Raw genomic sequence first — 24313 nt, 5'->3', positions numbered from 1 at the left:
GTGGCCGTTGCGGGACGGTGGGCGCAACACTTTCACCCGGTTTGCCGCAAACTGAGAGATTTCTAAGCACGTGTCTGACATACTGCTGACGGCAAATCGGGCCAGCTTAAGGAGCAACGGTGGGAAACGTGCCCAGCACAATATTTTCGGCATTGGCGGCGGGTGTACTGGCGACCACAGGGGTCACCGTCATCTCCGTAGACGGTGACCGGGCGGAGGTTGCCGGACCGGCGGCCGGTTCCGCGCCCGCGGTCGTGCACGCCCAACCGGTGCTGGCCGCCGCGGTGCTGCCCAACCCGTCGCCGAACGCCCTGTACGGCGCCCAGATCGCCGGCGGAGGCGCGCCCGCAGCCGCGGTGCCCGGCCCCGTGGATACCGGCGGCACTCTGATCACCTTTGCGCCCACCGGCGGCGGCGCCGACGGCGCGTCCGGTGAACGCGGTTCCTCCTCGCGCGCGGCCGCTGGAAGCGGCGCCGCCCCCTTCACTCCCGAGGTGCTCGCCGACGCCGTCGCGCGCACCGGTGGTAACTCGAACACCGAGGTCACCGTGATGGTGGCCGATGCCGCAGGCGCGCTGCAGGTAGCCCAGACCACCCTCGGCGATCTGCCCGGCGCGATCGCCGGTCTGCTCGGTGACATCGGCGGCCGCATCCCGGTCGTCAGCTTCTTCGTGCGCAACGGCACGCTGGCCAATCCTGAGGGTGGCCTGCTGATCGGCAACGGATTCAGCTCCATCACGGCCGGCGTGAACGGCGGCCGTGGCGGTTTGCTCTTCGGTAACGGTGGCGCCGGTGGCTTCGGCGCCGACGGCGGCCAGGGCGGCCTGCTCGGCAGCGGCGGCGACGGCGGCCTCGGCGGCGGAAACGGCGGCGCCGCAGGGCTTCTCGGCAACGGCGGCAGCGGTGGTGACGGTTCCGGTCTGAACGCCGACGGTGGCAACGGCGGCCGCGGTGGGCTGCTCTTCGGTAGCGGCGGGCATGGCGGTAGTGGCGACCAGGCCGGCGCGGACGAGACCGGCGGTGCCGGCGGCGACGGTGGCGCGGCCGGCCTGATCGGCGGCGACGGTGGCCACGGCGGCGCCGGCGGCAGCGCCGAGGGCGCCAACGCGGTCGGTGGCGCCGGTGGTAACGGTGGCACCGCGGGCATCGTGGGCGGCGGCGGGCACGGCGGCGCCGGTGGCACCGCCCAGGGCGACGGGGCCGGCACCGCAACCGGTGGCGCCGGTGGCGACGGTGGCCAGGGCCTGTACGACCCGGGGCGCGGCGGTGACGGCGGCAGCGCCACGGCCGGTGACGGCGGGTCGGCGGTCGGCGGCGCCGGTGGCACCGGCGGCGTGGTCGAGGTCGGCAGCGGCGGCTGGGGCGGCACCGGCGGCGACGCCACCGCGACTGACGGAAACGCCACCGGCGGCGACGGCGGAAGCGGTGGCGGCAACGCCATCGTCGGCAGCGGTGGGCGCGGCGGTGAGGGCGGCAGCGGCACCTCCGAGAGCGGCACGGGCGCTGGCGGTACCGGCGGATCCGGCGGCGGTAGCGGCCTGGTGCTCGGCGGCGGTGGCCGCGGCGGCAACGGCGGCGACGGAACCAACGACGGCGAGGGCGGAATCGGCGGTGACGGCGGCGAGGGTGGCGACGGTCGCGGCATCCTGACCGGGGGCGGTCGCGGCGGCAACGGCGGCAACGGCGTCGGCGATCAAGGCCTCAACTCCGGAACCGGCGGCAACGGCGGCAACGGCGGCAGCGGCAACTTCGGTGGCTTCGGCGGTAACGGCGGCAATGGCGGAGAGTCCAACGGCAGCGGTGGACTGGGCGGCGGCCCCGGCGGCAGGCCCGGCAACACCGGCGGCAACGTCGTTTAAAGGCTCGTCGTCTGGCTTCAACACGTGAATAGAAGGGCCGGTCCTGGAACCCAGGACCGGCCCTTTCTCGTTGGCCACCTGAGTGTTGCCTGTCGTTCATCCGGCTTCGTCAAGATCACTCGACTTCACCGCCAATTGAACAGGGGTCCCCATGACGTCGAACCTGGGTCGCGTGACGGCAGCCGCCGCGGTCACCGCACTGCTCGCGGCCGCCTGCTCGCCGAGCACACCGGAGGACAAGGCCGATGCGCCCGCCCCGCAGACGCAGCGCGCGACCTCGCCGATCGACTTCAACCTGCCCGACGCCGAGCGCTATCACCGGTTGACCACCTACCCGGTGTATCTGAACCGCCCGGCCGGCGAGGACCCTGCCACCGAAACCGTCGCCGAGATCTCCACGGTCACCCCGGACGGCAACACCGTCATCTACACCGACGCCGCGGCCAAGCGCGTCGGCTTCCTCGACATCCGCGACCCACTGAAAACCGTAGGGCTGGGCACCCTTTCGCTGGCCGAGCTCGGACATGCCGACGACCAGCCGACCTCGGTGGCCGCCCTGGGTGAGTTCGTCCTCGTCGTCGTCGACACCACCGGTGATGACTTCGCCAACCCGTCGGGCCGCGTCGACATCGTGCGCGTCGCCGACCGGACCCGCGTGCGCAGCATCGACCTCGGCGGTCAGCCGGATTCGATCGCCATCAGCCCGGACGGCTCCTTCGCCGCCATCGCCATGGAGAACCAGCGCAATGAGGAGTTCACCCCCGAAGGCGGCGAAGAGGGCGACCTGCCCCAGCCCCCGACCGGCTTCCTGCAGCTGCTCACCCTGACCGGGGCGCCCGCGGCATGGTCGGCCCGCAAGGTGGATCTCGATGTCGAGCAGGCCCGTGCCGCCGGCCTGGACACCCCCGAAGACCTTGAGCCCGAATACGTCAGCATCAATTCGCGCGGTCAGGTCGCGCTGACCCTGCAGGAAAACAACGGCATCGCCATCATCGACGGCAAGACCGGCGCGGTGTCCAAGATCTTCAGCGCGGGAACCCAGGCCGTGGACGGTATCGACACCGCCGAGGACGGCGCCCTCGATCAGAGCGGTTCCCTGGAGGCCGCGCCGCGCGAGCCCGACGCGATCGGCTGGATCGGCGACGGCCATGTGGCGACCGCCAACGAAGGGGACTGGAAGGGCGGCACCCGCGGCTGGTCGGTCTTCGATGCCGCCACCGGCACGGTGGTCTGGGACGCCGGTAACTCCGTCGAGCAACTCGCCGTGCGGACCGGCCTGCACATCGAGGGCCGCGCCGAGTCCAAGGGGCCCGAGCCCGAGGGGCTGGCGATCACCGAGATCGGCGGTCGCCCAACGGCACTGGTGGCGTCCGAGCGGAGCAACTTCGTCGCCGCCTATGACGTCAGCGACCCGGCGGCCCCGGTGTTCCGGCAGATCATGCCCACCACGCCCGGACCGGAAGGCATCCTGGCCGTCCCGGCGCGCAATCTGCTGGTGATCTCGTCGGAGTCCGATGACGCGGAGAACCGGGTGCGTGCGTCGGTCAACATCTATGGCTACGGTGCGGGGTTCGCCGCCGACGGTGGCAAGCCGGCATTCCCGTCGATCGTCTCCGGTGATCTGGACGGCACCCCGATCGGCTGGGGTGCGCTCGGAGCGCTCGCCGCCGACCCGGCCGCGTCGGACCGGCTGTTCACCGCCACCGACATCGCCTACGGCCCGGCCCGCATCCTCAGTGTCGACCTCACCAAGACGCCCGCGCTGATCGACAGCCAGCTCGCGGTCACCGAGGACGGCAAGCCCGTCAGCCTGGACATCGAGGGAATCGCCGCGCGCCAGGACGGTTTCGTGCTCGCCGTGGAGGGCGAGGACGGTGCGGGCAACGAGCTGATCAACGTCGCCACCGACGGCAGCATCAAGGACCGCATCGCGCTGCCCGCCGAGATCGCCGCGGAACTGGGCGGAGAGGGTCTGGAGGGTGTCGCCGTCGACGGTGACCACGTCTGGGTGGCGCTGCAGCGCGAGCTGAAATCCGACCCGAAGGGTGTGGCCCGCATCGGGCGCTACAACCCGGCCGACAAGTCCTGGCAGTGGTTCGGCTATCGGTTGGATTCGACTGAGACCGAAGGCGATTGGGTCGGGCTGTCCGAGATCGCGGTGCACGACGGCGCGCTGCTGGTGCTCGAGCGCGACAAGCTCAACGGACCCGATGCCCGGGTCAAGGCGATCTACCGCGTGCAGATCCCCACCGAGGACGGGGTGAGCGGCACCGCGGTGCCCACGGTGCTGCCCAAGACGCCGGCCCGGGACCTGTTGCCGGACCTGCAGGCCACCCAGGGATTCGTGCAGGAGAAGGTCGAGGGCTTCGCGGTCGCGGGCAACGGCAATCTGTACGTCGTCACCGACAACGACGGGCTCGAGGACGCCAACGGCGAGACCGTATTCCTCGACCTGGGACCGGCCGGTGAGGCGCTGGCTGGATAATCAGCCCGATGAGGACCTTCGGCACCATCATCTGTCTGCTCGGCGCCGTCGCCGCGGTGTGGCTGGCGTTCACGACGTCGATGGACGTGTCGATGGCCGGCTTTCCCGATGGCCACGTCACCGACTACGGGGCGGCGGTGGACACACCGCTGCAGGTGGTCATGTGGGCGGCGGTGGCTTTCGCGATTCTGTTCCTGGGCCTGACCTTTTCGCCGATCCGGTCACGGTCCGGTGCGATCGGACTCCCGGTCGCGGTACTCGCGTTCGTCGCTGTGGCCCTTGTCGCCAAGGTCGGTGTCCCGTGGTTTTACGGCACCCATCTCGGGCTCGACAACGGAGCCGGCGGCTAGCCCTTCTTGAGGTCCTCGGCGAGCATCACCAGGATGCCGCTGGGGCCGCGCAGGTAGGTGAGCTTGTAGGCGTCCTCATAGGTCGCCACCCCGCGCAGCGGGTGGCAACCGTGCCGCGCGGCGACCTCCAGTGCCGCGTCGATGTCGTCGACCGAGAACGCGACGCGGTGCATCCCGATCTCGTTGGGCAGCGTGGGCTCCGTCTCGATCGCGTCGGGGTGGATGTACTCGAAGAGCTCCAGGCAACCCTGGCCGTCCGGGGTCTGCAGCATCGCGATCTTGGCGTGGTTGCCGTCGAGACCGACGGCGGTGTCCGTCCATTCACCGCTGACGGTGTCCCGGCCGATGACCGTGAGACCGAGGTCGGTGAAGAAGGCGATCGCCTCGTCGAGGTCGCGAACGGCGATGCCGACGTTCTCCAGTTTGATGGGCATTGTTCGGATGCTACTCAAGCGGTTTCGGCGCGCCTGCGCTCGGTGAGCGAGCGCAGGCGCGCCGAGATCGCTAATCCTCCTTGCGGATGAGTTTGCCCAGCGCCTTCTGATCGGAGGCCAGCAGCTCGTCGATGCGCTCCTGGTTCACATCGGCGACGATGATCTCTCCGACCTCCTGATACACGTTGCTGAAAATGCCGTGCTTCTTCATCTTCTCGGTCTGATAGATGTTGTCCTCGGTGGGCGTCACGTAGTACACGATCTCCGGCTTGAACCGGTGGATCAGCCACAGGTGGATCACGTCCATCAGGCGCTTCTTGCGCAACTTCTCGGCATAGGTGTTCTGATCGCGCACCGTCAGGATGTTGCGGCCGTGCCGGTCCTTGATCGGGTCGACCACCACATCGGCGAGCTTCTCGTCCTCGTCGCCGTAGATGCCGAGCTCCAGCACATCGGAACCGGCCCGGCGCGGACGCAGCTGCACCCGCAGGGTCTCGCCGATCTGGTAATGCTCGCCCCACAGGGCCAGCCATTCCTCCAGCAGCTTGCGGGGAACCTCGGTCTGCACCAGATGCTGATGCTGGGTGGAGCCCTTGCCCATCGACTTGGTGGTGGCCGTGCGTCCCGACGAGGCGGCCAGCGCCGCGTCGCTGCGCGGCCCGCCGACCAGGGTTTGCGGTGTGCGGTAAGGGGATTCGACCAGACGCATTTTGCGCTGCAGCCGGGCCAGCGACAGCATGCCGTCCTGCAGCAGCGCGGTCGCGAACTCCTCGGCCGCCACCCCGTCGATCTGGTGCCCGCCGTAGGTCATGAAGTTGAAGACGAACCCGAGCTTGCCGATCTCCTCCGGGAAGGCCCGCATCTCGTCGTCGCTCATGCCGGTGGTGTCCCAGTTGAACGACGGCGACAGGTTGTAGGCCAGCATCTTGTCCGGGTAGACGGCGTGCACGGCGTCCGCGAACTCGCGGGCGTCGGCCAGGTCGGCGGTCTTGGTCTCCATCCAGAGGATGTCGGCGAAGGGTGCGGCCGCCAGTGACTTGGCGATGGCGTACGGGATGCCGCCGCGGATCTGGTAGTAACCCTCGGGGGTCTTCACCCGCTCCGGGTCCCACGCCACGTCGGCGCCCAGTTCCTTGGCCTTGCCCCGCGCCACATACAGGGACGCCTGCGCGGCGAACGTGCGCCATTCCGCCGCGCTCAGCTCGGCCTTCTCACCCTCGCGCTCTCGGAACTCCAGCAGCTCGGCGACCGCGTCACCGTAGGTTTCCAGCCCGGCGTCGTTCTGCCAGGCCTCCACGAACTGCGATTCCACCCCGTCGAACAGGGCGTCCACCGACTGGCCGGGCTCCTTCTTGTAGGCCTCGACGGCGGTGGCGATCGCGGCGAGGATGCCCTGGCTCTCCAACCAGGCCTCGGCCGCGGCGTACTCGCCGTCGGGCAGCGCGTAGAGCAGGTGACCGTTGAGTTCGTTGACGCCGAGGGTGTGGAAATGCCGGGTCATCGCCAGGAAACACGACTTGTACGGCGGGATCTTCACATTGGTGGCGCCCAGCAGGAACGGCTGGTCACGCTCGTCGGCGCGGCCGTCGATCAGGTTGGCGGCCTCGGCGTCGGTGCGGGCCACGATGATCCCGGGCACCCGCATGATGTCGAGCTGGAAGCGGGCGGTGTTGAGTCGCTTGATCTGTTCGTCCGAGGGCACCAGCACCTTGCCGCCCTGGTGACCGCACTTCTTGGTGCCGGGCCGCTGATCCTCGATGTGGTATCCGGGCACGCCCGATTCGACGAACCGGCGAATCAGGTTGCGCACGTGCGGATCACCACCGTGGCCGGTGTCGGCGTCGGCGATGATGAACGGCCGGTAGTCCACCGCCGGGGTCGTCGCACGCTGCTCGGGGGTCATCTTCAGCCGCAGGTACTGCTGATTGCGGTCGGCGGTGAGCAGGGCGCGCACCAGGCCGGCCGCCTCGTCGGGCACCTGACTCAATGGGTAGCTGGCCAGATCGGGTCCGGGGTCCTCACTGATGGAACCCTTGGCCGAGGTCGCCCAGCCACCCAGATATATGCCCTCGATACCCATCCGCTTCATCGTCACGGCCTGGCCGGGGGAGTACGGGCCGAAGGTGGTGATGCTCTTCTTCTGGCCGAACAGTTCCCGCAGCCGCGGGAAGAAGGCTGTCGCGGCCTCCCGGGCCACCGGGTAGTCCGCGGGGATGGTGCCGCGCTGTTCGGCGACCTGGCGGGCCGAGTACAGCCTGGTGATGCCCTCGAATCGGGGGCTGTCGAAGTACTCCTGGGTGGCCGCCACATCCTGTTCGAAGTCCTGTTCTCCGGATGCGGCGTCGGCTGCGCGTTTGGCCATGTGTCTGCTCCTCTTCGAGCTCGGGTTCCTTGATTATCGCGGCGCGTGGCGCGTGCCGGACCGAGTTGGGCAATTGTGCACGGCCGCAACGGACTGAGCCCTAGGCTGCCCACCATGTCTATCGACCGGGCGGCACTGGCCGTGGGCGGTATCCGATTGGCCTCGGGCATATCGTTTCTCGTCGACCCGCTGCGGGCCAACAAGCTCTGGGGTTCGCCGGACAAACCCGATGCCACCGCGCAGCTGCTACTGCGCTCGATGGGGTACCGGGACGCGCTGATCGGCGGTTTGATGCTGTCCGCGGCGCTGCGCGGGAAGAACACCCGCGGCTGGTTCCTGGCCTCCGGCGGGGCCGACGCCGCCGACCTGCTCGGTGGCGCCGGTGTGCACCACGAGATGCGGCGCTCCCAGCAGGTCATCGGGCTCGGCGGTGCCGTCGTCGGGATCGGGGTGGGGTTGTGGGGTGCCGCGCGCAGGCCGGTGAAGGCTGAGCCGGCTAGCGTTCCTCGATGATGTCGCGGCGGTACCGGTGTGCGGCCAGCGCGTAGCAGCCGATCGCGACCAGCTGCATGGTCGGCACCAGGATCAGCAGCGCGCGTCCGAGCGCCTGGGGTCCCAGCTCCGCGGTCAGTGAATCGCTGATCACGCCGGTCAGGAACGGCCCCACCGAGCCCAGCGTCGCATTGAAGAACAGGAAGATGGCCGACGCCGTCGCGCGCTGTTCGGGCAGTACCAGACGCTGGATCGCCGCGATGGACGGTGCCAGGTAGGCGGTGCCGATGACATAGCCCAGCGCCAGCAGCCACACGCACGCCAGCTGGCTCTCGACCACGAATGCCAGCGCCGACGCCGGCAACAGGACCGCGATCAGGATCACCACGATCCACAGCAGCCAGCGCGGGTCGCGGGACGCCAGCCGGTCGGCGATACGGCCGACGATCAGCAGGCCCAGGATTCCGAGCAGCCCGGTGGCCAGGCCGTAGGAGATGCCGACCTCGCCCAGCGACATGCCGCGGGTGCGCATCAGGAATGCGGGGGCAAAGGTGGTCAGCGAGTAGCCGGCCGCCGAGACCAGCGCGGTGCCGGCCACCATGGCCAGGAAGCTGGGTTTGCGCAGCAGATCCCACCAGTTCACCGCGGCCGCGCGTTCCCGCGGCGGCGGGGTGGGCAGGGTCTGGCGGCTGCCGACCACCCACAGCACCAGCGGCGCCAGCAGCACGCTGATCCCACCCATCACCACGAAAGCCATGCGCCAGCCCAAGCTCTCGGCGAGCAGGCCGCCGCCGAGCAGGCTGGCGGCACTGGCCAGCGGGATGGACATGGTGATCACCGCCAGCGGCGCCGACCGTTTCTCGGGCACGAAGTTGCGCGCCACATAGGCGTGCGCTGCCGGTGTGCTGCCCGCCTCGCCGATGGCCACCCCGACCCGGGTCAGCGCGAGCTGGAAGCCGGACTGCACCGCGCCGCCCAGCATGGTCATCGAGCCCCACAGCGTCAGGCAGCCCGCGATGACCGCACCGAACATGCCACGGTCGGCGACCCGTGCGATCACGATGCCCAACACGGCGTAGACGATGAGGAACCCGAACCCGTTGATCACGCCGATGGCGGTGTCGGACAACGCCAGATCCCGCTTGATGGGCTCGGCCAGCACGCCCGGCAGGAAACGGTCGACGTAGTTGAGGGTGCCGACGAGGGCGAGCACGGCGACCGCGGCCCACGCGCGGCGCGGTCCGTGCGTGGCCAGGGGTTCGAGCGCGGCGGTGTCCCGCGGTGTCGACATCGTTCTCCTCTGTGGTTCGGTGCCGAGCAGCCTGACAGGACAGGATCAGATTGTCACTGCCACGTCGGCGCCTCCTGCCGACGGGTGCACCTGCACCGGGTAGCCGTGGCGCAGCGCGGTCACGGTGAGCTCCGGTGTGATCACCTCCGCGGTGCCGGTGGCCGCGACCGGATCACCGTAGCCAGCCGGCGTCCACCGGTGCAGGTCACCCCGCCAGAGCAGCCGCAGCTCATCGTGTCGGTCCTCGTGCTGTACGACGAAGACGCCGTCGGGCAAGCTGTCCAGCGCTGCGTTCACCCGCGGTGCCCGCCGGGACCGATCCAGCAGCCGGTCGAGTTCACCGGCACGGGCGGCCCCGGCGGCGTCCAGGAACGCGCGGTAGCAGTCCCGGCGGCACTCTGCGCATGGGCGGTGACCGGCGGCCAGCGCGACCGCCTCGTCGAGGAAGAACAATTCGGTGTAGGTCCCCGGGCTCATCACCGCGCGGCGGCGCCCGTTGAACTCGAGCCGGCAGATCAGCCACGCGATGTTCTTGTGGGTCCGCACGATTCGGCGGTGCTCGTCGTGCAGGATGCCGCGGTTGCCCATCATCGTGCCGCGCGCTGCGGCCGCGATGATCCGGCCGTCCGGGGTGACCCGGTTCCGCAGGGGCATGGGCGCGACGCTAGCGGTCCGGCCCGACAGGGTCGGCGCTTCCCTAAACTTGCTGCCGTGGCGAAATGGTGGGTGGCGGCGGTCCTGGTGCTGGCCGTCGCGGGCTGCACCCGGCCGATCGACGATCCGCAGGCCCGGCCCGCGCCCCAGGTGGGGCCGATCTCCCCGCTTCAGGTCGGCGACCTGCTGAGCCCGGAGATCTTCAACAAGGACGGCAACCTGTTCGCCACCGTCGAACCGGAACGCTGCGCCGGAGTGGCCCGCGAGGTCGATCCGCCGTTCATCGTCGACCACGAGCCGGAGGCCCGCGATGGCGGGCACTGGTCGACCGACGTCGGCGGGATCGAAGCCGTGGTCGAGGAGATGGTCGCGGTGATGCCGTCCGACTTCTCGGCACAGGACGCGCTGACCGCGGCGCGCGGCACGATCGACGCCTGCCGCGACACCCCGATCACCGTGACCACGATGTACGGCCGCACCTACACGTTCCGTCTGGCGGCGGCGGAGCAGGCCGCACCCGAGGGCGCGGTGCTGTGGTCGCTGCGGGCCGCCGACTGGAACTGCGACAACCTGTTCGTCGCCGCCCACAACGCCGCCATCGAAACCACCAGCTGCGGTGCCGCCGGCGGTATCGACGTCGCCACCGCCGCCGAGGACGCGCTCAAGCGCATCGAGGCGCTGGTCGACAACAAGGCGTGATGACCCTCCCCGAGTGGCTACGCCTCAGCCCGCCGGAAGTCGGGTAGTCCTACTCATCGCACCCGCGACCCTGGTCGGGCACGCTGTAGCCATGCCGTTCGCCAATCTGCTTCCCGCGCGCGACAGTGTCGCCAACCCCGCGCCCGGCCGCGACCGCGCCATCGATGTGGCCCGGCTGTCCGCCCTGGTGACCGTCATGTTCGGTCATTGCGCGCTGCTGCTGGCCACCGTCAACGAACACGGCCTGCGCATCGGGAACATCCTCGGTGAGCTTCCCGAGCTGTCGCCGATCACCTGGGTCGTGCAGGTGATGCCGCTGTTCTTCTTCGCGGGCGGTGCCGCAGGCGCCTACGGCTGGCATCCCGACGGTTCGGCGGCCGGCAAGGCCTGGGGCAGCTGGCTGGTCAGCCGGACCCAGCGGTTGTGCCGGCCGGTGTTCTGGTACCTGGCGTTCTGGTCGGCGGCGCTGCTGGTGGCGCGGATGACGCTCGGCGCGGAATCCGCCGACCGGCTCGGCCGCGAGTGCGTGGCCCTGCTGTGGTTCCTCGGCGTCTACCTGGTGGTCATCGCCTTCGTGCCGGCCCTGACCCGGCTGCGTAGCCCGGGCGCGTACGCGGCGGTGATCGGCGCGCTGGTGGTTGCCGCCGCGCTGATCGACCAGGTGCGCTTCGCGGTCGGATCCGCCGAGGCCGGGGTGCTGAACTTCGTCATCGTCTGGCTCATCCCGGTCGTCGTCGGCGTCGGGTATGCCCGGCGCCTGATCCGGCCGCGGGTGGCGCTACTCGCCGCCGCCGTGGCCCTCGCGGCCCAGGTGCTGCTCGTGGTGTACGGGCCCTACGAGGTCTCGCTGGTCACCAACGGCAGCACCGACGGGGTGTCCAACGTGTCACCGCCGACCGTGCTGCTGGCGGTGCACTGCATCTGGATGTCGGGTGTCTTCGTGGCCATCGCCGGGATCGTGGAGCGACTCGCCGAACGTCCGCGGGTCTGGTACGTCGTCGCCGTCGGCAACGGGGGAGCGATGACGCTCTACCTCTGGCACATCCCGGCCATCGCGGTCGCGGCGTTCACGCTCAATGCGTTCGGCCTGGACGCCTGGGATGTGCACGCCCCGAACTTCTGGGCACTGCTCGCCCTGCGCGCGGTGGTGTTCGCGGTCGTGATGCTCGCGACGTTCCTGCTGCTGTCCCCGCTGGAGCACCGCAGGCTGCCGTGGTGGGACGACGCGGTGGGCGCCACCGGTGCCCGCTCGACGGTGGCCGGCGCGCTGGTCTGCCTGGCCGGGGTGGCGATGCTGCTGGTCGCCAAGAACGGTCTGGCCGGCGCCGACGGCTGGGTGCCGCTGGCCTGCTTCCTGGTGGCGGTACTGGCGGCGCGTGCCTGCGCCGGTGTCAGGGACGTTCGGTAGGGTCTCCGGGTGACTTCGAGCGCACCCGTGGGGACCATCACATCTGTAAACGCCCGTCTCGCTGCGGAACTGGCCGTGGCCGAGGGGCAGGTGGCCGCCGCTGTGCGACTGCTCGACGAGGGGTCGACGGTGCCGTTCATCGCGCGGTACCGCAAGGAGGTGACCGGCAGCCTCGATGACGGGCAGCTGCGTCTGCTGGAGGAACGGCTGGCCTACCTGCGCGAGATGGATCAACGCCGCGACGCCGTGCTGGCCTCCATCGAAGAACAGGGCAAGCTCACCGACGAGCTGCGCGCGGCACTGCGGGCGGCCGACACCAAGGCCCGTATCGAGGACATCTACCTGCCCTACAAGCCCAAGCGGCGCACCAAGGCGCAGATCGCCCGCGAGGCCGGTCTGGAGCCGCTGGCCGACCGGCTGCTGGCCGACCCGACCCTGGCGCCCGAAGCCGCCGCCGCCGAATTCCTCGGCGAAGAGGTCACCGATGCGGCCGCCGCGCTCGACGGTGCCCGGCACATCCTGATCGAACGCGCCGCCGAGGACGCCGAACTGGTCGGCGAGGTGCGGGCCACGTTCTGGAACGACGGTACGCTCAAGACCGCCCCGTGGTCCGAAGAGGCGGCCAAAAGCCCTGCGGGACAGAAGTTCCGCGACTACTTCGAGTTCGCCGAGCCGTTGGAGAAGATGCCGTCGCACCGGGTGCTCGCGGTGATGCGCGGTGAGAAGGAACAGATCCTGGCACTGAACTTCGACGGCGGCGACGAGCTGGCCTACCAGGCCCGCATCGCGCGCAGCCTCGGCATCGACATGACCGCCGGGGCGGCGGCCACCACCTGGCTGGCCACCACGGTGCGGCTGGCCTGGCGCACCAAGCTGATGATCTCGGCTGCCGTCGACGCCCGCATCCGGCTGCGCCAGCGCGCGGAAGTGGACGCGGTCGCTGTGTTCGCCCGCAACCTGAAAGACCTGCTGCTGGCGGCCCCCGCGGGCACCCGCACCACGCTGGGCCTGGATCCGGGATTCCGGACCGGCGTCAAGGTGGCGGTGGTGGACAGCACTGGCAAGGTCGTCGACACCTGCGCGATCTTCCCGCATCAGCCGCAGAAGCAATGGGACACCGCCAAAGCCACGCTGGCCGCGCTGGTCGCCCGGCACGGTGTCGAGCTGATCGCGGTCGGCAACGGGACGGCGTCACGGGAGACCGACGCACTGGCCGCCGAACTCATCGCCGATATCCGGTCCGCCGGCGCGAACGCACCGATCAAGGCGATGGTCAGCGAGGCCGGCGCCTCGGTGTACTCCGCCTCGGCCTACGCCGCACACGAGCTGCCGCAACTCGATGTCACGCTGCGCGGCGCGGTGTCGATCGCGCGCCGCTTGCAGGACCCGCTGGCCGAACTGGTGAAGATCGAGCCCAAGTCGATCGGTGTCGGCCAGTACCAGCACGACGTGACGCCGGGAACCCTGGCGCGCAGCCTCAACGCCGTCGTCGAGGACGCCGTGAACGCCGTCGGGGTCGATCTCAACACCGCCTCGGTACCGCTGCTGGCCCGGGTGTCGGGGGTGACGGATTCGCTGGCCGAGGCCATCGTCACGCACCGGGAGAACACCGGCCCGTTCCGCAACCGCAGTGCGCTGCTGAAAGTTCCCCGTCTGGGCCCCAAGGCATTTGAACAGTGCGCCGGATTCCTGCGGATCACCGGCGGTGACGACCCGCTGGACGCCTCCGGTGTGCATCCCGAGGCCTACCCGGTGGTCCGGCGGATCCTGGACCGTTCGAACATCACACTGGCCGAACTCATCGGCAACGAGCGCACGCTGCGCACCATCAAGCCCGCCGAGGTCGCCGACGAACGGTTCGGTATCCCCACCGTCACCGACATCCTCGCCGAACTGGAGAAGCCGGGACGCGACCCGCGCCCGGCCTTCTCCACCGCGACCTTCGCCGCCGGGGTGGAGAAGGTGGCCGACCTCAAAGTGGGCATGGTGCTGGAGGGCGTGGTCACCAACGTGGCGGCCTTCGGCGCCTTCGTCGACGTGGGCGTGCACCAGGACGGCCTGGTGCACGTGTCGGCGATGTCGGATCGCTTCGTCTCCGACCCGCATGAGGTGGTGAAATCGGGCCAGGTGGTCAAGGTGAAGGTGCTCGAGGTCGACGTCGACCGCCAGCGGATCGGATTGTCGTTGCGGCTCAACGACACTCCCGGTGCCGGCAAGCCGAAGCAGTCCGGGAAACCTACGCCCGAGCAGAACCGCGGCGGCAACCCGCAGCGCAACCAGAACCGCGCCAAAAATTCCGGCCGCCGGGAGACGGCGGCGCCCAGCGGATCGATGGCCGACGCGCTGCGCAATGCCGGGTTCGGGCGCTGAGGCCAGGGTTATCCTGAGCTCGTGAGCGAGCGGATTCCCGGCGGGGTGGTGCACAAGATGCCCGCGGATCTGCGCACCGCCCTGCTGGCCAACGACACGGCGCTGACGGCGTGGAAGGACATCACACCGCTGGCCCGCAACGAATTCATCTGCTGGGTCGAGGATGCCAAGCAGGAGAAGACCCGGGAACGTCGCATCCGGCGGACCCAGGAAGAGCTCGAGGAGGGCCAGCGCCGGCCCTGCTGCTGGCCGGGGTGCAAGCACCGGGAGCGTACCGGTAAGGCATAGCCGTCCTACGGATTGATGGTGTCCTCACCGACCTGCCGCCCCCAGACGTATTCGGCGGTCAGCGGCTGTCCGATCTCCAGGTGGTTGTACGGCGCGATGCTGGCGCCGGTGTCCATCACCAGATACGGCATCGGGAACAGATCCCGGGTGATCGGCTGCCAGCATCCCGGACGCCCGCCGGGCCCGCCCCGCGCGTTCACCCGCGGAAGATTGTCCGGGTACACGTAGCGATTGCCCGCGCCCACCAACTCATTCCGCAGCCTGAGCGAGTAGCCGTTACCGCCGAGCATTTCGGCGAATCGGGGTGCTACATCGCTGTAGTTGCGCAGGGTGCACAACAATTCGGGACTGTAGTAATCCAGTAAAGCGCTTGTCGGCAGCAGATCCTGGGCGCCGCGCACCAGGAAGGGGCCGCCGCGTTCGAATACGTCGGAGGCGGTGTCGGCGAAACCCACCGCCGACATCAGGGCCTGATCCACCGTGTGCCGTTCGGCGTTGAGCGTGCGCGCGGTGACCGCGGCATGATCGAGCCCGTCGAAAAGCTCCGCGGCCGAGTCGGCGTACGCCGCGGAAAGATCGGCCAAACCTGCTGTGTCGCGGTGGATTTGCGGCATACGGGGGTTGATCTCACCCAGGATGTCATGCCCGTCGACCAGGGCCCGACCGAAGCTGTCACCCAGCCCGTTGAGTGCCTGCGCTGCCGCCGTCAAGGTCTGGTTCAGTTTGACCGGGTCGACATGCTGGGCGATGCCCATGATGGTCTCGAACACGGTGTTGAACTCGGTGGTGGTCGCCGAGGCATCGATCACCGCGCCCGGCCGCAGTCTGTCCTCGGAGGGATTCGCCGGCGACAGAAACGAGATGTACTTGTTGCCGAACACCGTTGTCGCGCGCAACTGGGCGTCCACATTGGCCGGGATGAGCGGCAGATACCGGGGTTTGACGTCCAGCAGCAACTTTGCCCTGGCTTGTCGACCATCGCTCACCACGCCGGCGGACACCAGCCGCCCGATCGGGACACCGTTGAACGTCACCTTGGAACCGGGATCCATGGACAGCCCGGCACGCTCGGCCATCAGGACGAGCGTGACGTTGGTGTCGAAGTATCCGCGGAACAGCGCCCATGTCATCCCGAACACCAGCAAGACGATCACGAGCAGGACAGCGCCCGCGGCCCGGTACGGCGGCTCTTTCGGGTCGTTGAGGGCGCCCTCGTCCGCCACCTCGACCTGGTCATGCTCCGGCACCGTGATCATGGCCCAAGTGCACCACAGGGCAACGCTTTTGGGGTTGCTGCCCAACTGTGACGCTGATGGGGCGAACCCTCGATTGTGACGCCGGTAACAGCGCCCCGGGCTAGAGTCCCATGTCCTTGGCGATGATCATCTTCATCACCTCGCTGGTGCCGCCGTAGATGCGGCTCACCCGGTTGTCGGCGTAGAGCCGCGCGATGGGGTACTCGTTGATATAGCCGTAGCCGCCGTGCAACTGCAGGCAGCGGTCGATGACCTTGGCGGCGATATCGGTGCAGAACAGCTTCGCCGCGGCCGCATCGGCGGGTGTCAGCTCGTCACGATCGTGGGCTTCCATGGCACGGTCCACGACGGCCTCGGCCGCATCGACATCGGCCTTGCAGGCCGCCAGTTCGAACTTGGTGTTCTGGAACGCCGCGACCGGCTTCCCGAACACGGTGCGGTCCTTGGTGTACTGCGCGGCGAAGGCGACAGCGGCCTTGGCCTGGGCGTAGGAGCCGACCGCGATGGCCAGCCGCTCGCGGGGCAGATTCTGGCCCAGATACGAGAAACCCATGTGCAGTTCACCCAGGACGTCCTCGACGGGCACCTTGACATCGACGAAGTTGAGCTCGGCGGTATCGGATGTCCGCAGGCCCAGCTTGTCGAGCTTGCGGCCCACCTCGTAGCCGGCGGACTTGGTGTCGACCACCAGCAGCGAGATGCCGTAGCGGCGGTCGTCCTCACGCGGGGCGGCGGTGCGGGCACAGACGATGACGCGGTCGGCGTGCACACCGCCGGTGATGAACGTCTTGGAGCCGTTCAGGACGTATTGCGTGCCGTCGCCGGAAGGCTTTGCGGTGGTGCGCATCCCGGCCAGGTCGGACCCGGTTCCGGGCTCGGTCATGGCGATGGCGAACATGATCTCGCCGGACATCATGCCGGGGTACCAGCGCTGTTTCTGCTCCTCGGTGGCCAGCGCCTTGAGGTAGGGCAGGCACAACCCGATGTGCACGCTGGACCCGCCGAAGGACACCGCGGCCCGGGACAGTTCCTCGGTGACGATGGCCTGGAACTTGTAGGAATCGATACCGGAGCCGCCGTACTCGGTGGGGATCTCGATACCGAAGATGCCCAATTCGCCGAGCTTGTAATAGAAGTCGCGGGGCGCAATACCGGCTTCGAACCACTCGTCGTACACCGGGACGACCTCGGAGGCGATGAAATCCCGGATCATCGCGCGGAAGTCTTCGTGCTCCTGGTTGTAGACGGTCCTCTGCATCAGTGGCTCTCCTTAGCGAACAGTGTTAGCTTTTGACACCACTATAAGCTAACGTCGTTTACTTAGGCAATCGCGGGGGAGGTGGGGAACAGGTGGGAAGACCACGCCTGCTCAGTCGCGAGCGCATCCGCGACAGCGCACTGCTGATCATCGACCGCGCCGGTCTCGGCGAGCTGTCCATGCGCAAACTCGCCGCCGAACTCGGTGTACAGGCCGCCTCGTTGTACAAGCACTACCCGACCAAGGACGACGTGCTCGACGACGTCGCCAGCCAGATCGTCACCGCGGTGGACACGTCGGCCTTCGACGCCGACGAGGACTGGGAGGTCGCCCTGGCCGCCTGGGCGCGTTCCTACCGCGCGGCGCTGGTCTCGCACCCGAACATGGTGCCCTTCCTGGCCGGCGGTCCCGGCCAGCGCGATGAGAGTCTGCGCATCGCGGATTCGGTCCACGGTGGTCTGGTGCGCGCGGGCTGGCCCCCGCGCGAGGCGACGCTGATCGGTGCGGCCACCCGGTCGCTGGTGCTGGGCTCGACCGTCGGTTCGTTCTCGCGCGGATTCGTCGACGACGTCCAGGTCTATCGCGACCGCTACCCGCACATGGATCAGGCGCACCTGCTGCGTGGTAAGGCCAGTGAAATCGACACGGCGAGTTTCGAACTCGCCCTCACTGCGTTCATCGAGGGCTTGAAGGGTCAGTTCGCGGCGATCGGGGAGCGCCGGCAGCGGCGCCGGCCGACGACCGTTTGAATCACGCTGCGCGCAAACCTTGTCCGACCCGGTCGGGCTCCCTACATTGCAGCAGTGACGTCGACTACACCGATGCCGGCGGGCGTTTCGCTGCGCGGTGTCGGCAAGGTGTTCGGCGAGCGCACCGTTCTTCGCGATATCGACATCGAGATCGCCCCCGGCGAGGTCGTCGCCTTCCTCGGCGCATCCGGTAGCGGCAAGTCCACTCTCCTGAGGTTGATCGCCGGGCTCGACGAGCCGACCGAAGGTCATATCGACATCAACGGAAAACCGGTGCGCGGTATCGATCCGCGCTGCGCCGTGGTGTTCCAGGAACCGCGTCTGCTGCCGTGGCGCACGCTGGCGGGCAATGTCGCCTACGGACTGCCCGCGGGCACCTCCCGCGCCGAAGGTGACGAGCTGGTGGCGCACTGGCTCGACGTCGTCGGGCTCCGGGGTTTCGCCGGGTACCGGCCCCGGCAGGTCTCCGGCGGCATGGCTCAGCGGGCCGGACTGGCCCGCGCGCTCGCGCGCACACCTGGCGTGCTGTTGCTCGACGAGCCGCTGGCCGCGCTGGACGCGCTGACCCGGCTGCGGATGCAGGATCTGCTCGACGAGGTGCAGCAGACGGCGGGTATCACCACACTGCTGGTCACCCACGACGTCGATGAAGCACTGATCCTCGCCGATCGGGTCCTCATCCTGCGCGTCGACGCCTCGGGTGCGGCGGGAATCGCTGCGACACACGATGTCTCGATCACCAAGCCACGCGATCGCGCCGATCCGGAGCTGGCGGCGTTGCGCATCACCCTGCTCGACGAACTCGGGCTGCCGCGGCGCACGGCCGACGACCCGGAAAACCACCCTCGGAAGGAAATTTCGGCATGAAGGCTCGCGGGCTGATAGCCCTGGTGATCGCCGGTCTGGCCTGGACGGCCTCGGCGTGCGGCTCCGGTGACGGTGCGGACACCGCGAAGGACATCCGACTCGACTATGCGTACTACAACCCGCTGAGCCTGGTCATCCGCGACCAGAAACTGCTGGAGAACCAGGGCTACAACGTGACCTGGGTGCTGTCGGCGGGCAGCAACAAGGCCAACGAGGCGCTGCGCTCGGACGCGCTGGATCTCGGTTCCACCGCCGGGGCGGCCGCGCTGGTGGCCCGCGCCAACGGCACCCCGATCAAGGTCGTCGACATCTACAGCAAGCCCGAATGGGCGGCGTTGGTGGTGGCCAAGGATTCACCGATCACGACCGTCGCCGCACTGCGCGGTAAGAAGATCGCGGTGACCAAGGGCACCGACCCGTACTACTTCCTGTTGCAGTCGCTGAAGGCGGCCGGGCTGTCCCGCAGCGATGTGGAGATCGTCAACCTGCAGCACGCCGACGGGAAGACGGCCCTGGAGCGCGGTGACGTCGACGCCTGGTCGGGCCTGGACCCGTTCATCGCGCAGACGGTGCAGGAGTCCGGTTCGCGGCTGCTCTACCGCAACCCCGACTTCAACAGCTACGGCACGCTCAATGCCCGCGAGGACTTCATCTCCGGCAACCCCGAGGCCGTGCAATCCGTCGTCGACGTCTATGAGGAGGCCCGCGCATGGGCTATCGCGCACCCGAACGAGTTGACGGAACTGCTGGCGCGGGAAGCGAAGATCTCGCCGAGCGTGGCGGGCGAAGTGCTGAAGCGCACGGATCTGAAGGTCGATCCGACACCGGGGCAGGCCCAGATCGACGTGTTGACGGTCATCCTGCCGATCGCGGTGGGCGACGGCGACATCAAGTCCGAGGAAGCGGGACAGCAGGCCCTGGAGACACTGATCGAACCGAAGTTCGCCCAGCAGTCCGCAAGCTGACCGCAACGCTGCGCCGCGCCCCGGCGGCGTTGGTGGGGCTGATCGTGCCGATCGCCGTGCTGGTGGTGTGGCAGCTCGCGGTGGCGGGCGGGGTCTTCTCGGCCGGCCAGCTACCGCCGCCCGCCGATGTGGTGAGCGCGTGGCGCGAGCTCATCAGCCGCGGCGAGCTGTGGACGCACCTGGGCACCAGCCTGTCCAGGGTGGTCGTCGGCTATCTGTCCGGGGCACTCGCCGGGCTGGCTCTGGGTTCGCTGGTCGGACTGTCGGTGAGCGTGCAACGACTGTTCGGGCCGACCGTCGCGGCGCTGCGCACCGTGCCGTCGCTGGCGTGGGTGCCGCTGCTGCTGCTGTGGTTCGGGATCGGTGAGGAGCCGAAGGTCCTGCTGATCGCGATCGGCGCCTTCTTCCCCGTCTACACCACGACCGCGTCGGCGCTGTCGCACGTGGATCCGCAACTCGTCGAGGTCGGGCGGGCCTACGGCCGCCGCGGCCCCGCGCTGTTGCTGACGGTGTTGTTGCCTGCGGCGGCGCCGACGCTGGTGAACGGGCTGCGGCTCGGGCTCGCCAACGCCTGGCTGTTCCTGGTCGCGGCGGAGCTCATCGCGTCCTCGAAGGGTCTCGGCTTTCTGCTCATCGACAGTCAGAACACCGGGCGGACCGACGTGATGCTGCTGTCGATCGTGCTGCTGGCGGTGCTGGGCAAGCTCAGTGACGGCATCTTCGGGGTCGTCGAACACCGGATGGTGGCGGTGCGCAGGTAGCCGAACGCAGAAGATGAATTCTCGGTGAATGAGTATCGCCACATCGGGCACCGCGATCACCCGCCGCGGACGGTGCTCCACCTGGTAACACTGCCGGTGGCACTTCCGATAAGCGGATACACAGCCGTGAAAACGGCGGTTTCGCCGAGATGCCGAGTGTGAACGAGCAAACTAGGCTCGTCCGCGACCAGCACCAGACCCGGGACAGGAGTCGGAACCGAGGGTGGAGACCGTACTTGGACTGTCGGTGACAGCAGCCGGTGTCGGCTGGGTACTCGTCGAAGGCACCGCGCCCGTCGACGACGACAAATTCGGCGTCCGCAGTCTCGATGACCTGGTACCCCGCTGTCTTGCCGCCGTCCGCGGCGCTCAATCCATCGCCGCGAGCAGCGGCCGGCGGATCGACTCGATCGGGGTCTGCTGGAGTCAGGACGTCGAGGAACAGGTCATCACCCTGCTCGCGGAACTGCGAACCGCGGGCTGCCCCGATGTGCGCTCGGTCCGTCAGGTCACACCGCTGGACAGCGACGTGCCACCCGCCGACCGGGTCGAGCGGACGGACCTCTGCGGCCTGCTGGCCGGGATGCTCGCCGACGACACCGAGACCGATGCCGAGGGCGAGACGGCGTTCGTCGAACACGACGTGATCTGTGGGCCCGATGCGGGGCAGACACCGGCTTATGACGCCGCGCAGGCCGTCGTCACCGACGCCGCGCCGGCCGAACCTGTCCTGGTGGAGCGTGCCCGCCGGAATTGGGTTCCCGAGTGGACCCCGGCGGTATCGGGCGCCCGTCTGGTGTCGGCGGCAGCGGTGACCGCGGTGGTCGCCCTGTTCGCGGTCGGTTCGCAGTTCGTCGGAACCGAAACACAGCCCACCGAAGCGGCGCTGGCCGGCAGCACCTCGGCACCGACAGCGCAGACCACCCAGGTGGTACCGCAGCAGCCGCCGGCGCAGCCGATGGCCGCGGTCCCGGAGCCGACGCCCACCCTTGCCGAGGTGAGCGCACCGCCGGTACAGCTGGCCCTGCCGCAACCCCAGCCGGTGGCCGAACCGTCCGTGCCCGTCGAACCGTCGGTCCCCGACGAACTGTCGGTCCCGGTGGCGCCGCCGGTGAGCGCCGAGCCGCTCGCGGCACCGCAACTGCCCGCCCCCGACGCGACTCCGGTTCCCGCGGCGCCGCTCGTCGTGCCGGAGCAGCCCGCACCGGCTGCGGCACCGGTGGCCGCGCCGGAGGTTCTTCCGCCCGCACCGGTCGCGCCGCCGCCACCGTTCTGGTTGGCACCGCCGTTCGTGCCGGCCCCGCCGCCGCCGGCGGTCGTCGCGCCGGCCCCGGAGGCGCTTGCGGCTCCGGTCGAGCACCTGCCGCCGCCCGCCCCGCCGGTCGACCCGGTGCTGGGCGCCCTACCCTGACAACAGGTCAGACCCGCGCGGGCATGCTGTCCCAGCCGCGGACCACCGAAGCCGAGGAGAACACCGCGGCATCGAGATCGACCTCCCAGTCGGGAAAACGATTCATGATCTCGTTCAAGGCAATCCGGCCCTCGATGCGCGCCAGGGCATTGCCCAGGCAGTAGTGCGCCCCGACGCCGAACGACAGGTGCTGGCGTGGTGACCGGGTGACATCGAACCGCTCCGCGTCCTCCCCGAACCGGCGCTCGTCGCGGTTGGCCGCACCGATCAACAGGATGATCGCGCTTCCCTCGGGCACCGTCGAGCCCTGGAATTCGGCATCGCGGGTGACGTAGCGGGCGGCCTGCAGCGCCGGCGGCTCGAACCGCAGGACCTCCTCGACCGCACCGGGTACCAGCGATCGATCGGCGACCAGCTTCCGGCGCTGATCGGGGTGTTCCGACAGCAGCTTGCCCGCCCAGCCGATCAGGCGGGTGGTGGTCTCCGACCCGGCTACCGCGACAACGGACATGAACAGCAGCAGCTCCTCGCGGCGCAGCTTGCGGGTGGTGCCCGTCTCGTCGGTGAACTCGGCGTTCAGCAGTTCGGTGGTGAGATCGTCGGCCGGGTGGGCGATCCGCCAGTCGACGAACTCGGCGAAGAACTCGCCGTCGGTGATCGGACCGTCGGGGTTGTCGGTCATCTGGGCGCCGCGCTCGGTGCGCACATACTTGTCGCCGTCGGCCAGCACACGATTCTGGTAGTCCTCCGGAATACCGAACAGCGCGCTGACGACGCGCAGCGGCATCACGGCGCCGAGATCCTTGACGAAATCGAACCGGTCGCCACCGACCAGCGGATCCAGGCACCGCGCGGTGAACTCGCGCACCCTGGGTTCCAGCGCGTTGATCTTGCGGGGCGTGAAGGCCCGCGACAGCAGGTTGCGGTGGATATCGTGGATCGGCGGGTCCTCGAAGATCAGGGTGCCCGCCGGAATCTCGATGCCCGCCTTGATGATTTCCAGCACCGCGCCGCGTGCCGAGCTGAACGTGGCGTGATCCACCAGCGCCCGGTTCACGTCCTCGAAGCGGCTGACGGCATAGAAGTCGTGGGTCTCGTTGTGGTACAGCGGCGCTTCGTCGCGGAAACGCTTGAACATCGGGTACGGGTTCGCATTCAGGTCCGCATCCCACGGGTCGTAATACACCTTGTCGGTGGCGCTGGTCGTCATCATCGGCTCCCTAGAAGCTCAGTCCGTGTTTCTCGAAATGCTGTGCCAGCGCCTGCATGTAGGAATCCCCGTGGAACGGTCCGCGCGCCCCGATGGCGGCCTCCAGGAACGGGCCGTATTCCTCGTCGTTGACGTAGGTGGACCAGTGGGTGATCTGGGCGTCGTCGTTGGTGTCGACGAAACTGATCGAGTAGAAGCCCATCACCTTGCCGTCGTTGACGTTCGTGCCCTGCCAGCGGTAGCGCATCACGAAGCCGTTCTCGGCGGGCCAGACCTTGTAGTCGACGGGCTTCCAGTCCGGGAAGGTGATGCCGTAGGCCTTGGCTTCCACGGTGGCCGCGGTATCCCAGTGTGTCGCCACATCTTTGAGCACCAGTTCCTGGTCGGCGACGAAGTAGGGGGAGGTGTAGACCGCATCGTCGGTGAACTCCCACTCGTCATAGCTCTCGCCGTCGGCGACCTTCTGCAGCACGTACTTGTCGCGGTAGCTCTCGGCCATCCGGCGGTGCTTGGCGATACGCTCTTCCAGGTTCACTGCGCTTGCTCCTCTGTCGTGGTCGAGTCCGTCGGCAGCGGTGCGCTGCCCGGTTTGGCTTGTAAGCCCCAGGTACCGAAGGCCATCGCGGTCAGGGTGTAGGTGCCGATCAGGAAGATGACCTCCATCGCGGCGTGTTCGCCCAGTTCGCCGACGAGCCGCTGCCAGGTCGGCCAGTGCGCCTTCCCGTCGGCGATCACCTCGTCGACGGCGTCGAGCACCAGTCGGTCTGTGCCGTCGAACCCGTCATTGCCCTCGGCCAGTGCGCTGACATCGTCGTCGGTGATCCCGACGGCGGCACCCAACCTGACGTGCTGGCCCCATTCGAACGCCGAGCGGTGCCGGTGCGCGACCCGCAGGATGATCAGTTCACGCAGCCGTGCCGGCAGTTCTCCGCGCTGCAGCAGGAAACCGTTGAACTGCAGGAACAACCGGGCCATCTCGGGGTGGCGGGCCAGCATCCCGATGATGTCGAAGTTCAGCGGGTCGTAGGGCTCTCCGGAACCTGCCCTGGGCACCTTGTCGGCGGGCAAGCCGAGCAGCGCGCCGAACGCGGCGTATTCGGGGTCGCCCCATTGATCGGGGGCCAGCGGCGCCATACGCGGTGTC

Annotated in this window: 22 protein-coding genes; 13 read left to right on the top strand and 9 right to left on the bottom strand. The window is 68.9% G+C overall.

What is annotated here, in order from left to right; genetic code table 11:
- The first annotated feature begins 128 nt into the window (after positions 1 to 128).
- The 3 genes from ASE48_RS33655 (at position 129) to ASE48_RS05990 (ending at position 4694) form a co-directional block, all read left to right on the top strand.
- A complete protein-coding gene (locus ASE48_RS33655) occupies positions 129 to 1859 on the top strand; it encodes a hypothetical protein (RefSeq protein WP_156409069.1) in 1731 nt (576 codons plus the stop codon).
- 151 nt (positions 1860 to 2010) lie between these two features.
- Complete coding sequence (locus ASE48_RS05995; RefSeq protein ID WP_057166132.1) at positions 2011 to 4344, top strand: esterase-like activity of phytase family protein; 2334 nt, start codon at positions 2011 to 2013, stop codon at positions 4342 to 4344.
- Positions 4345 to 4352: 8 nt separating this feature from the next.
- Entirely contained in the window at positions 4353 to 4694 is a 342-nt protein-coding gene (locus ASE48_RS05990) for a hypothetical protein (RefSeq protein ID WP_057166131.1), read from the top strand.
- On the opposite strand, the gene ASE48_RS05985 is transcribed toward ASE48_RS05990, so the two are convergent.
- Together ASE48_RS05985 and aceA are read right to left on the bottom strand one after the other, a co-directional pair.
- Positions 4691 to 5128, bottom strand: coding sequence for a VOC family protein (locus ASE48_RS05985; protein ID WP_057166130.1), 438 nt, complete (start codon positions 5126 to 5128; stop codon positions 4691 to 4693). The two genes, ASE48_RS05990 and ASE48_RS05985, sit on opposite strands and share 4 nt — an antisense overlap.
- Before the next feature lie 70 nt (positions 5129 to 5198).
- Entirely contained in the window at positions 5199 to 7490 is a 2292-nt protein-coding gene (aceA, locus tag ASE48_RS05980; RefSeq protein WP_057166129.1) for an isocitrate lyase ICL2, read from the bottom strand.
- 114 nt (positions 7491 to 7604) lie between these two features.
- On the opposite strand from aceA, the gene ASE48_RS05975 reads away from it, so the two are divergent.
- The gene (locus ASE48_RS05975; RefSeq protein WP_057166128.1) at positions 7605 to 8003 is read left to right on the top strand and encodes a DUF4267 domain-containing protein; all 399 of its coding nucleotides are present in this window, start codon (positions 7605 to 7607) and stop codon (positions 8001 to 8003) included.
- Here the strand turns inward: ASE48_RS05975 and ASE48_RS05970 are convergent.
- Together ASE48_RS05970 and ASE48_RS05965 are read right to left on the bottom strand one after the other, a co-directional pair.
- Positions 7987 to 9273 carry a spinster family MFS transporter gene (locus ASE48_RS05970; protein WP_057166127.1) on the bottom strand — a complete coding sequence of 429 codons (1287 nt, stop codon included), beginning with the start codon at positions 9271 to 9273 and terminating at the stop codon, positions 7987 to 7989. The genes ASE48_RS05975 and ASE48_RS05970 overlap by 17 nt on opposite strands.
- 45 nt (positions 9274 to 9318) lie before the next feature.
- The gene (locus tag ASE48_RS05965; RefSeq protein ID WP_057166126.1) at positions 9319 to 9927 is read right to left on the bottom strand and encodes a hypothetical protein; all 609 of its coding nucleotides are present in this window, start codon (positions 9925 to 9927) and stop codon (positions 9319 to 9321) included.
- A gap of 57 nt (positions 9928 to 9984) precedes the next feature.
- Here ASE48_RS05965 and ASE48_RS05960 point away from each other — a divergent pair, with 57 nt between their 5' ends.
- From ASE48_RS05960 to ASE48_RS05945, 4 genes are all read left to right on the top strand, one after another.
- A complete protein-coding gene (locus ASE48_RS05960; RefSeq protein WP_235570829.1) occupies positions 9985 to 10626 on the top strand; it encodes a sensor domain-containing protein in 642 nt (213 codons plus the stop codon).
- Between the two features lie 91 nt (positions 10627 to 10717).
- On the top strand, positions 10718 to 12034 hold the full coding sequence (locus ASE48_RS05955; RefSeq protein WP_057166125.1) for an acyltransferase family protein: 1317 nt from the start codon (positions 10718 to 10720) through the stop codon (positions 12032 to 12034).
- A gap of 36 nt (positions 12035 to 12070) precedes the next feature.
- On the top strand, positions 12071 to 14404 hold the full coding sequence (locus tag ASE48_RS05950; RefSeq protein ID WP_200962088.1) for a Tex family protein: 2334 nt from the start codon (positions 12071 to 12073) through the stop codon (positions 14402 to 14404).
- Positions 14405 to 14461: 57 nt separating this feature from the next.
- Positions 14462 to 14692 carry a YdeI/OmpD-associated family protein gene (locus ASE48_RS05945; protein WP_057166195.1) on the top strand — a complete coding sequence of 77 codons (231 nt, stop codon included), beginning with the start codon at positions 14462 to 14464 and terminating at the stop codon, positions 14690 to 14692.
- 5 nt (positions 14693 to 14697) lie between these two features.
- Here the strand turns inward: ASE48_RS05945 and ASE48_RS05940 are convergent, their stop codons facing one another.
- Positions 14698 to 15948, bottom strand: a complete 1251-nt coding sequence (locus ASE48_RS05940) for an MCE family protein (protein ID WP_057166123.1) — start codon at positions 15946 to 15948, stop codon at positions 14698 to 14700.
- Between the two features lie 100 nt (positions 15949 to 16048).
- A complete protein-coding gene (locus ASE48_RS05935; RefSeq protein ID WP_057166122.1) occupies positions 16049 to 17206 on the bottom strand; it encodes an acyl-CoA dehydrogenase family protein in 1158 nt (385 codons plus the stop codon).
- Positions 17207 to 17298: 92 nt separating this feature from the next.
- Between ASE48_RS05935 and ASE48_RS05930 the strand changes: the two genes are divergently transcribed.
- The 5 genes from ASE48_RS05930 to ASE48_RS05910 all read left to right on the top strand — a co-directional run bounded on the left by ASE48_RS05930 (position 17299) and on the right by ASE48_RS05910 (position 21959).
- Entirely contained in the window at positions 17299 to 17955 is a 657-nt protein-coding gene (locus ASE48_RS05930; RefSeq protein ID WP_057166121.1) for a TetR/AcrR family transcriptional regulator, read from the top strand.
- A gap of 72 nt (positions 17956 to 18027) precedes the next feature.
- Complete coding sequence (locus ASE48_RS05925; protein ID WP_156409082.1) at positions 18028 to 18822, top strand: ABC transporter ATP-binding protein; 795 nt, start codon at positions 18028 to 18030, stop codon at positions 18820 to 18822.
- Positions 18819 to 19787: an aliphatic sulfonate ABC transporter substrate-binding protein gene (locus ASE48_RS05920; protein ID WP_057166119.1), complete on the top strand. Its 969-nt coding sequence runs from the start codon at positions 18819 to 18821 to the stop codon at positions 19785 to 19787. Before ASE48_RS05925 ends, ASE48_RS05920 begins: the two co-directional genes overlap by 4 nt.
- A gap of 62 nt (positions 19788 to 19849) precedes the next feature.
- On the top strand, positions 19850 to 20548 hold the full coding sequence (locus tag ASE48_RS05915) for an ABC transporter permease (RefSeq protein ID WP_162264191.1): 699 nt from the start codon (positions 19850 to 19852) through the stop codon (positions 20546 to 20548).
- Between the two features lie 247 nt (positions 20549 to 20795).
- On the top strand, positions 20796 to 21959 hold the full coding sequence (locus ASE48_RS05910) for a hypothetical protein (RefSeq protein WP_156409068.1): 1164 nt from the start codon (positions 20796 to 20798) through the stop codon (positions 21957 to 21959).
- A gap of 7 nt (positions 21960 to 21966) precedes the next feature.
- Here ASE48_RS05910 and ASE48_RS05905 read toward each other — a convergent pair whose 3' ends face one another.
- Genes ASE48_RS05905 through ASE48_RS05895 form a run of 3 tightly spaced genes read right to left on the bottom strand, consistent with a single transcriptional unit; the run spans position 21967 to position 24303 of the window.
- A complete protein-coding gene (locus tag ASE48_RS05905) occupies positions 21967 to 23169 on the bottom strand; it encodes a cytochrome P450 (protein ID WP_057166194.1) in 1203 nt (400 codons plus the stop codon).
- Positions 23170 to 23179: 10 nt separating this feature from the next.
- A complete protein-coding gene (locus tag ASE48_RS05900) occupies positions 23180 to 23704 on the bottom strand; it encodes a hypothetical protein (protein WP_057166116.1) in 525 nt (174 codons plus the stop codon).
- A complete protein-coding gene (locus ASE48_RS05895) occupies positions 23701 to 24303 on the bottom strand; it encodes a carboxymuconolactone decarboxylase family protein (RefSeq protein WP_200962086.1) in 603 nt (200 codons plus the stop codon). The genes ASE48_RS05900 and ASE48_RS05895 overlap by 4 nt, the downstream gene beginning before the upstream one ends.
- Positions 24304 to 24313 lie beyond the last annotated feature (10 nt).

Source organism: Mycobacterium sp. Root265 (assembly GCF_001428895.1).
In the GTDB taxonomy this organism is placed as follows: domain Bacteria; phylum Actinomycetota; class Actinomycetes; order Mycobacteriales; family Mycobacteriaceae; genus Mycobacterium.
The sequence above is the reverse complement of the archived record's forward strand: the minus strand, read 5'-3'. Positions and strand labels throughout refer to the sequence as shown.

Bases quoted from the DNA above. Each gene is read 5' to 3' on its own strand.
- ASE48_RS05995 (WP_057166132.1), top strand. From the start codon at position 2,011: ATGACGTCGAACCTGGGTCGCGTGACGGCAGCCGCCGCGGTCACCGCA.
- ASE48_RS05990 (WP_057166131.1), top strand. From the start codon at position 4,353: ATGAGGACCTTCGGCACCATCATCTGTCTGCTCGGCGCCGTCGCCGCG.
- ASE48_RS05985 (WP_057166130.1), bottom strand. From the start codon at position 5,128: ATGCCCATCAAACTGGAGAACGTCGGCATCGCCGTTCGCGACCTCGAC.
- aceA (WP_057166129.1), bottom strand. From the start codon at position 7,490: ATGGCCAAACGCGCAGCCGACGCCGCATCCGGAGAACAGGACTTCGAA.
- ASE48_RS05975 (WP_057166128.1), top strand. From the start codon at position 7,605: ATGTCTATCGACCGGGCGGCACTGGCCGTGGGCGGTATCCGATTGGCC.
- ASE48_RS05970 (WP_057166127.1), bottom strand. From the start codon at position 9,273: ATGTCGACACCGCGGGACACCGCCGCGCTCGAACCCCTGGCCACGCAC.
- ASE48_RS05965 (WP_057166126.1), bottom strand. From the start codon at position 9,927: ATGCCCCTGCGGAACCGGGTCACCCCGGACGGCCGGATCATCGCGGCC.
- ASE48_RS05955 (WP_057166125.1), top strand. From the start codon at position 10,718: ATGCCGTTCGCCAATCTGCTTCCCGCGCGCGACAGTGTCGCCAACCCC.
- ASE48_RS05945 (WP_057166195.1), top strand. From the start codon at position 14,462: ATGCCCGCGGATCTGCGCACCGCCCTGCTGGCCAACGACACGGCGCTG.
- ASE48_RS05940 (WP_057166123.1), bottom strand. From the start codon at position 15,948: ATGATCACGGTGCCGGAGCATGACCAGGTCGAGGTGGCGGACGAGGGC.
- ASE48_RS05935 (WP_057166122.1), bottom strand. From the start codon at position 17,206: ATGCAGAGGACCGTCTACAACCAGGAGCACGAAGACTTCCGCGCGATG.
- ASE48_RS05925 (WP_156409082.1), top strand. From the start codon at position 18,028: ATGCCGGCGGGCGTTTCGCTGCGCGGTGTCGGCAAGGTGTTCGGCGAG.
- ASE48_RS05920 (WP_057166119.1), top strand. From the start codon at position 18,819: ATGAAGGCTCGCGGGCTGATAGCCCTGGTGATCGCCGGTCTGGCCTGG.
- ASE48_RS05905 (WP_057166194.1), bottom strand. From the start codon at position 23,169: ATGACGACCAGCGCCACCGACAAGGTGTATTACGACCCGTGGGATGCG.
- ASE48_RS05895 (WP_200962086.1), bottom strand. From the start codon at position 24,303: ATGGCGCCGCTGGCCCCCGATCAATGGGGCGACCCCGAATACGCCGCG.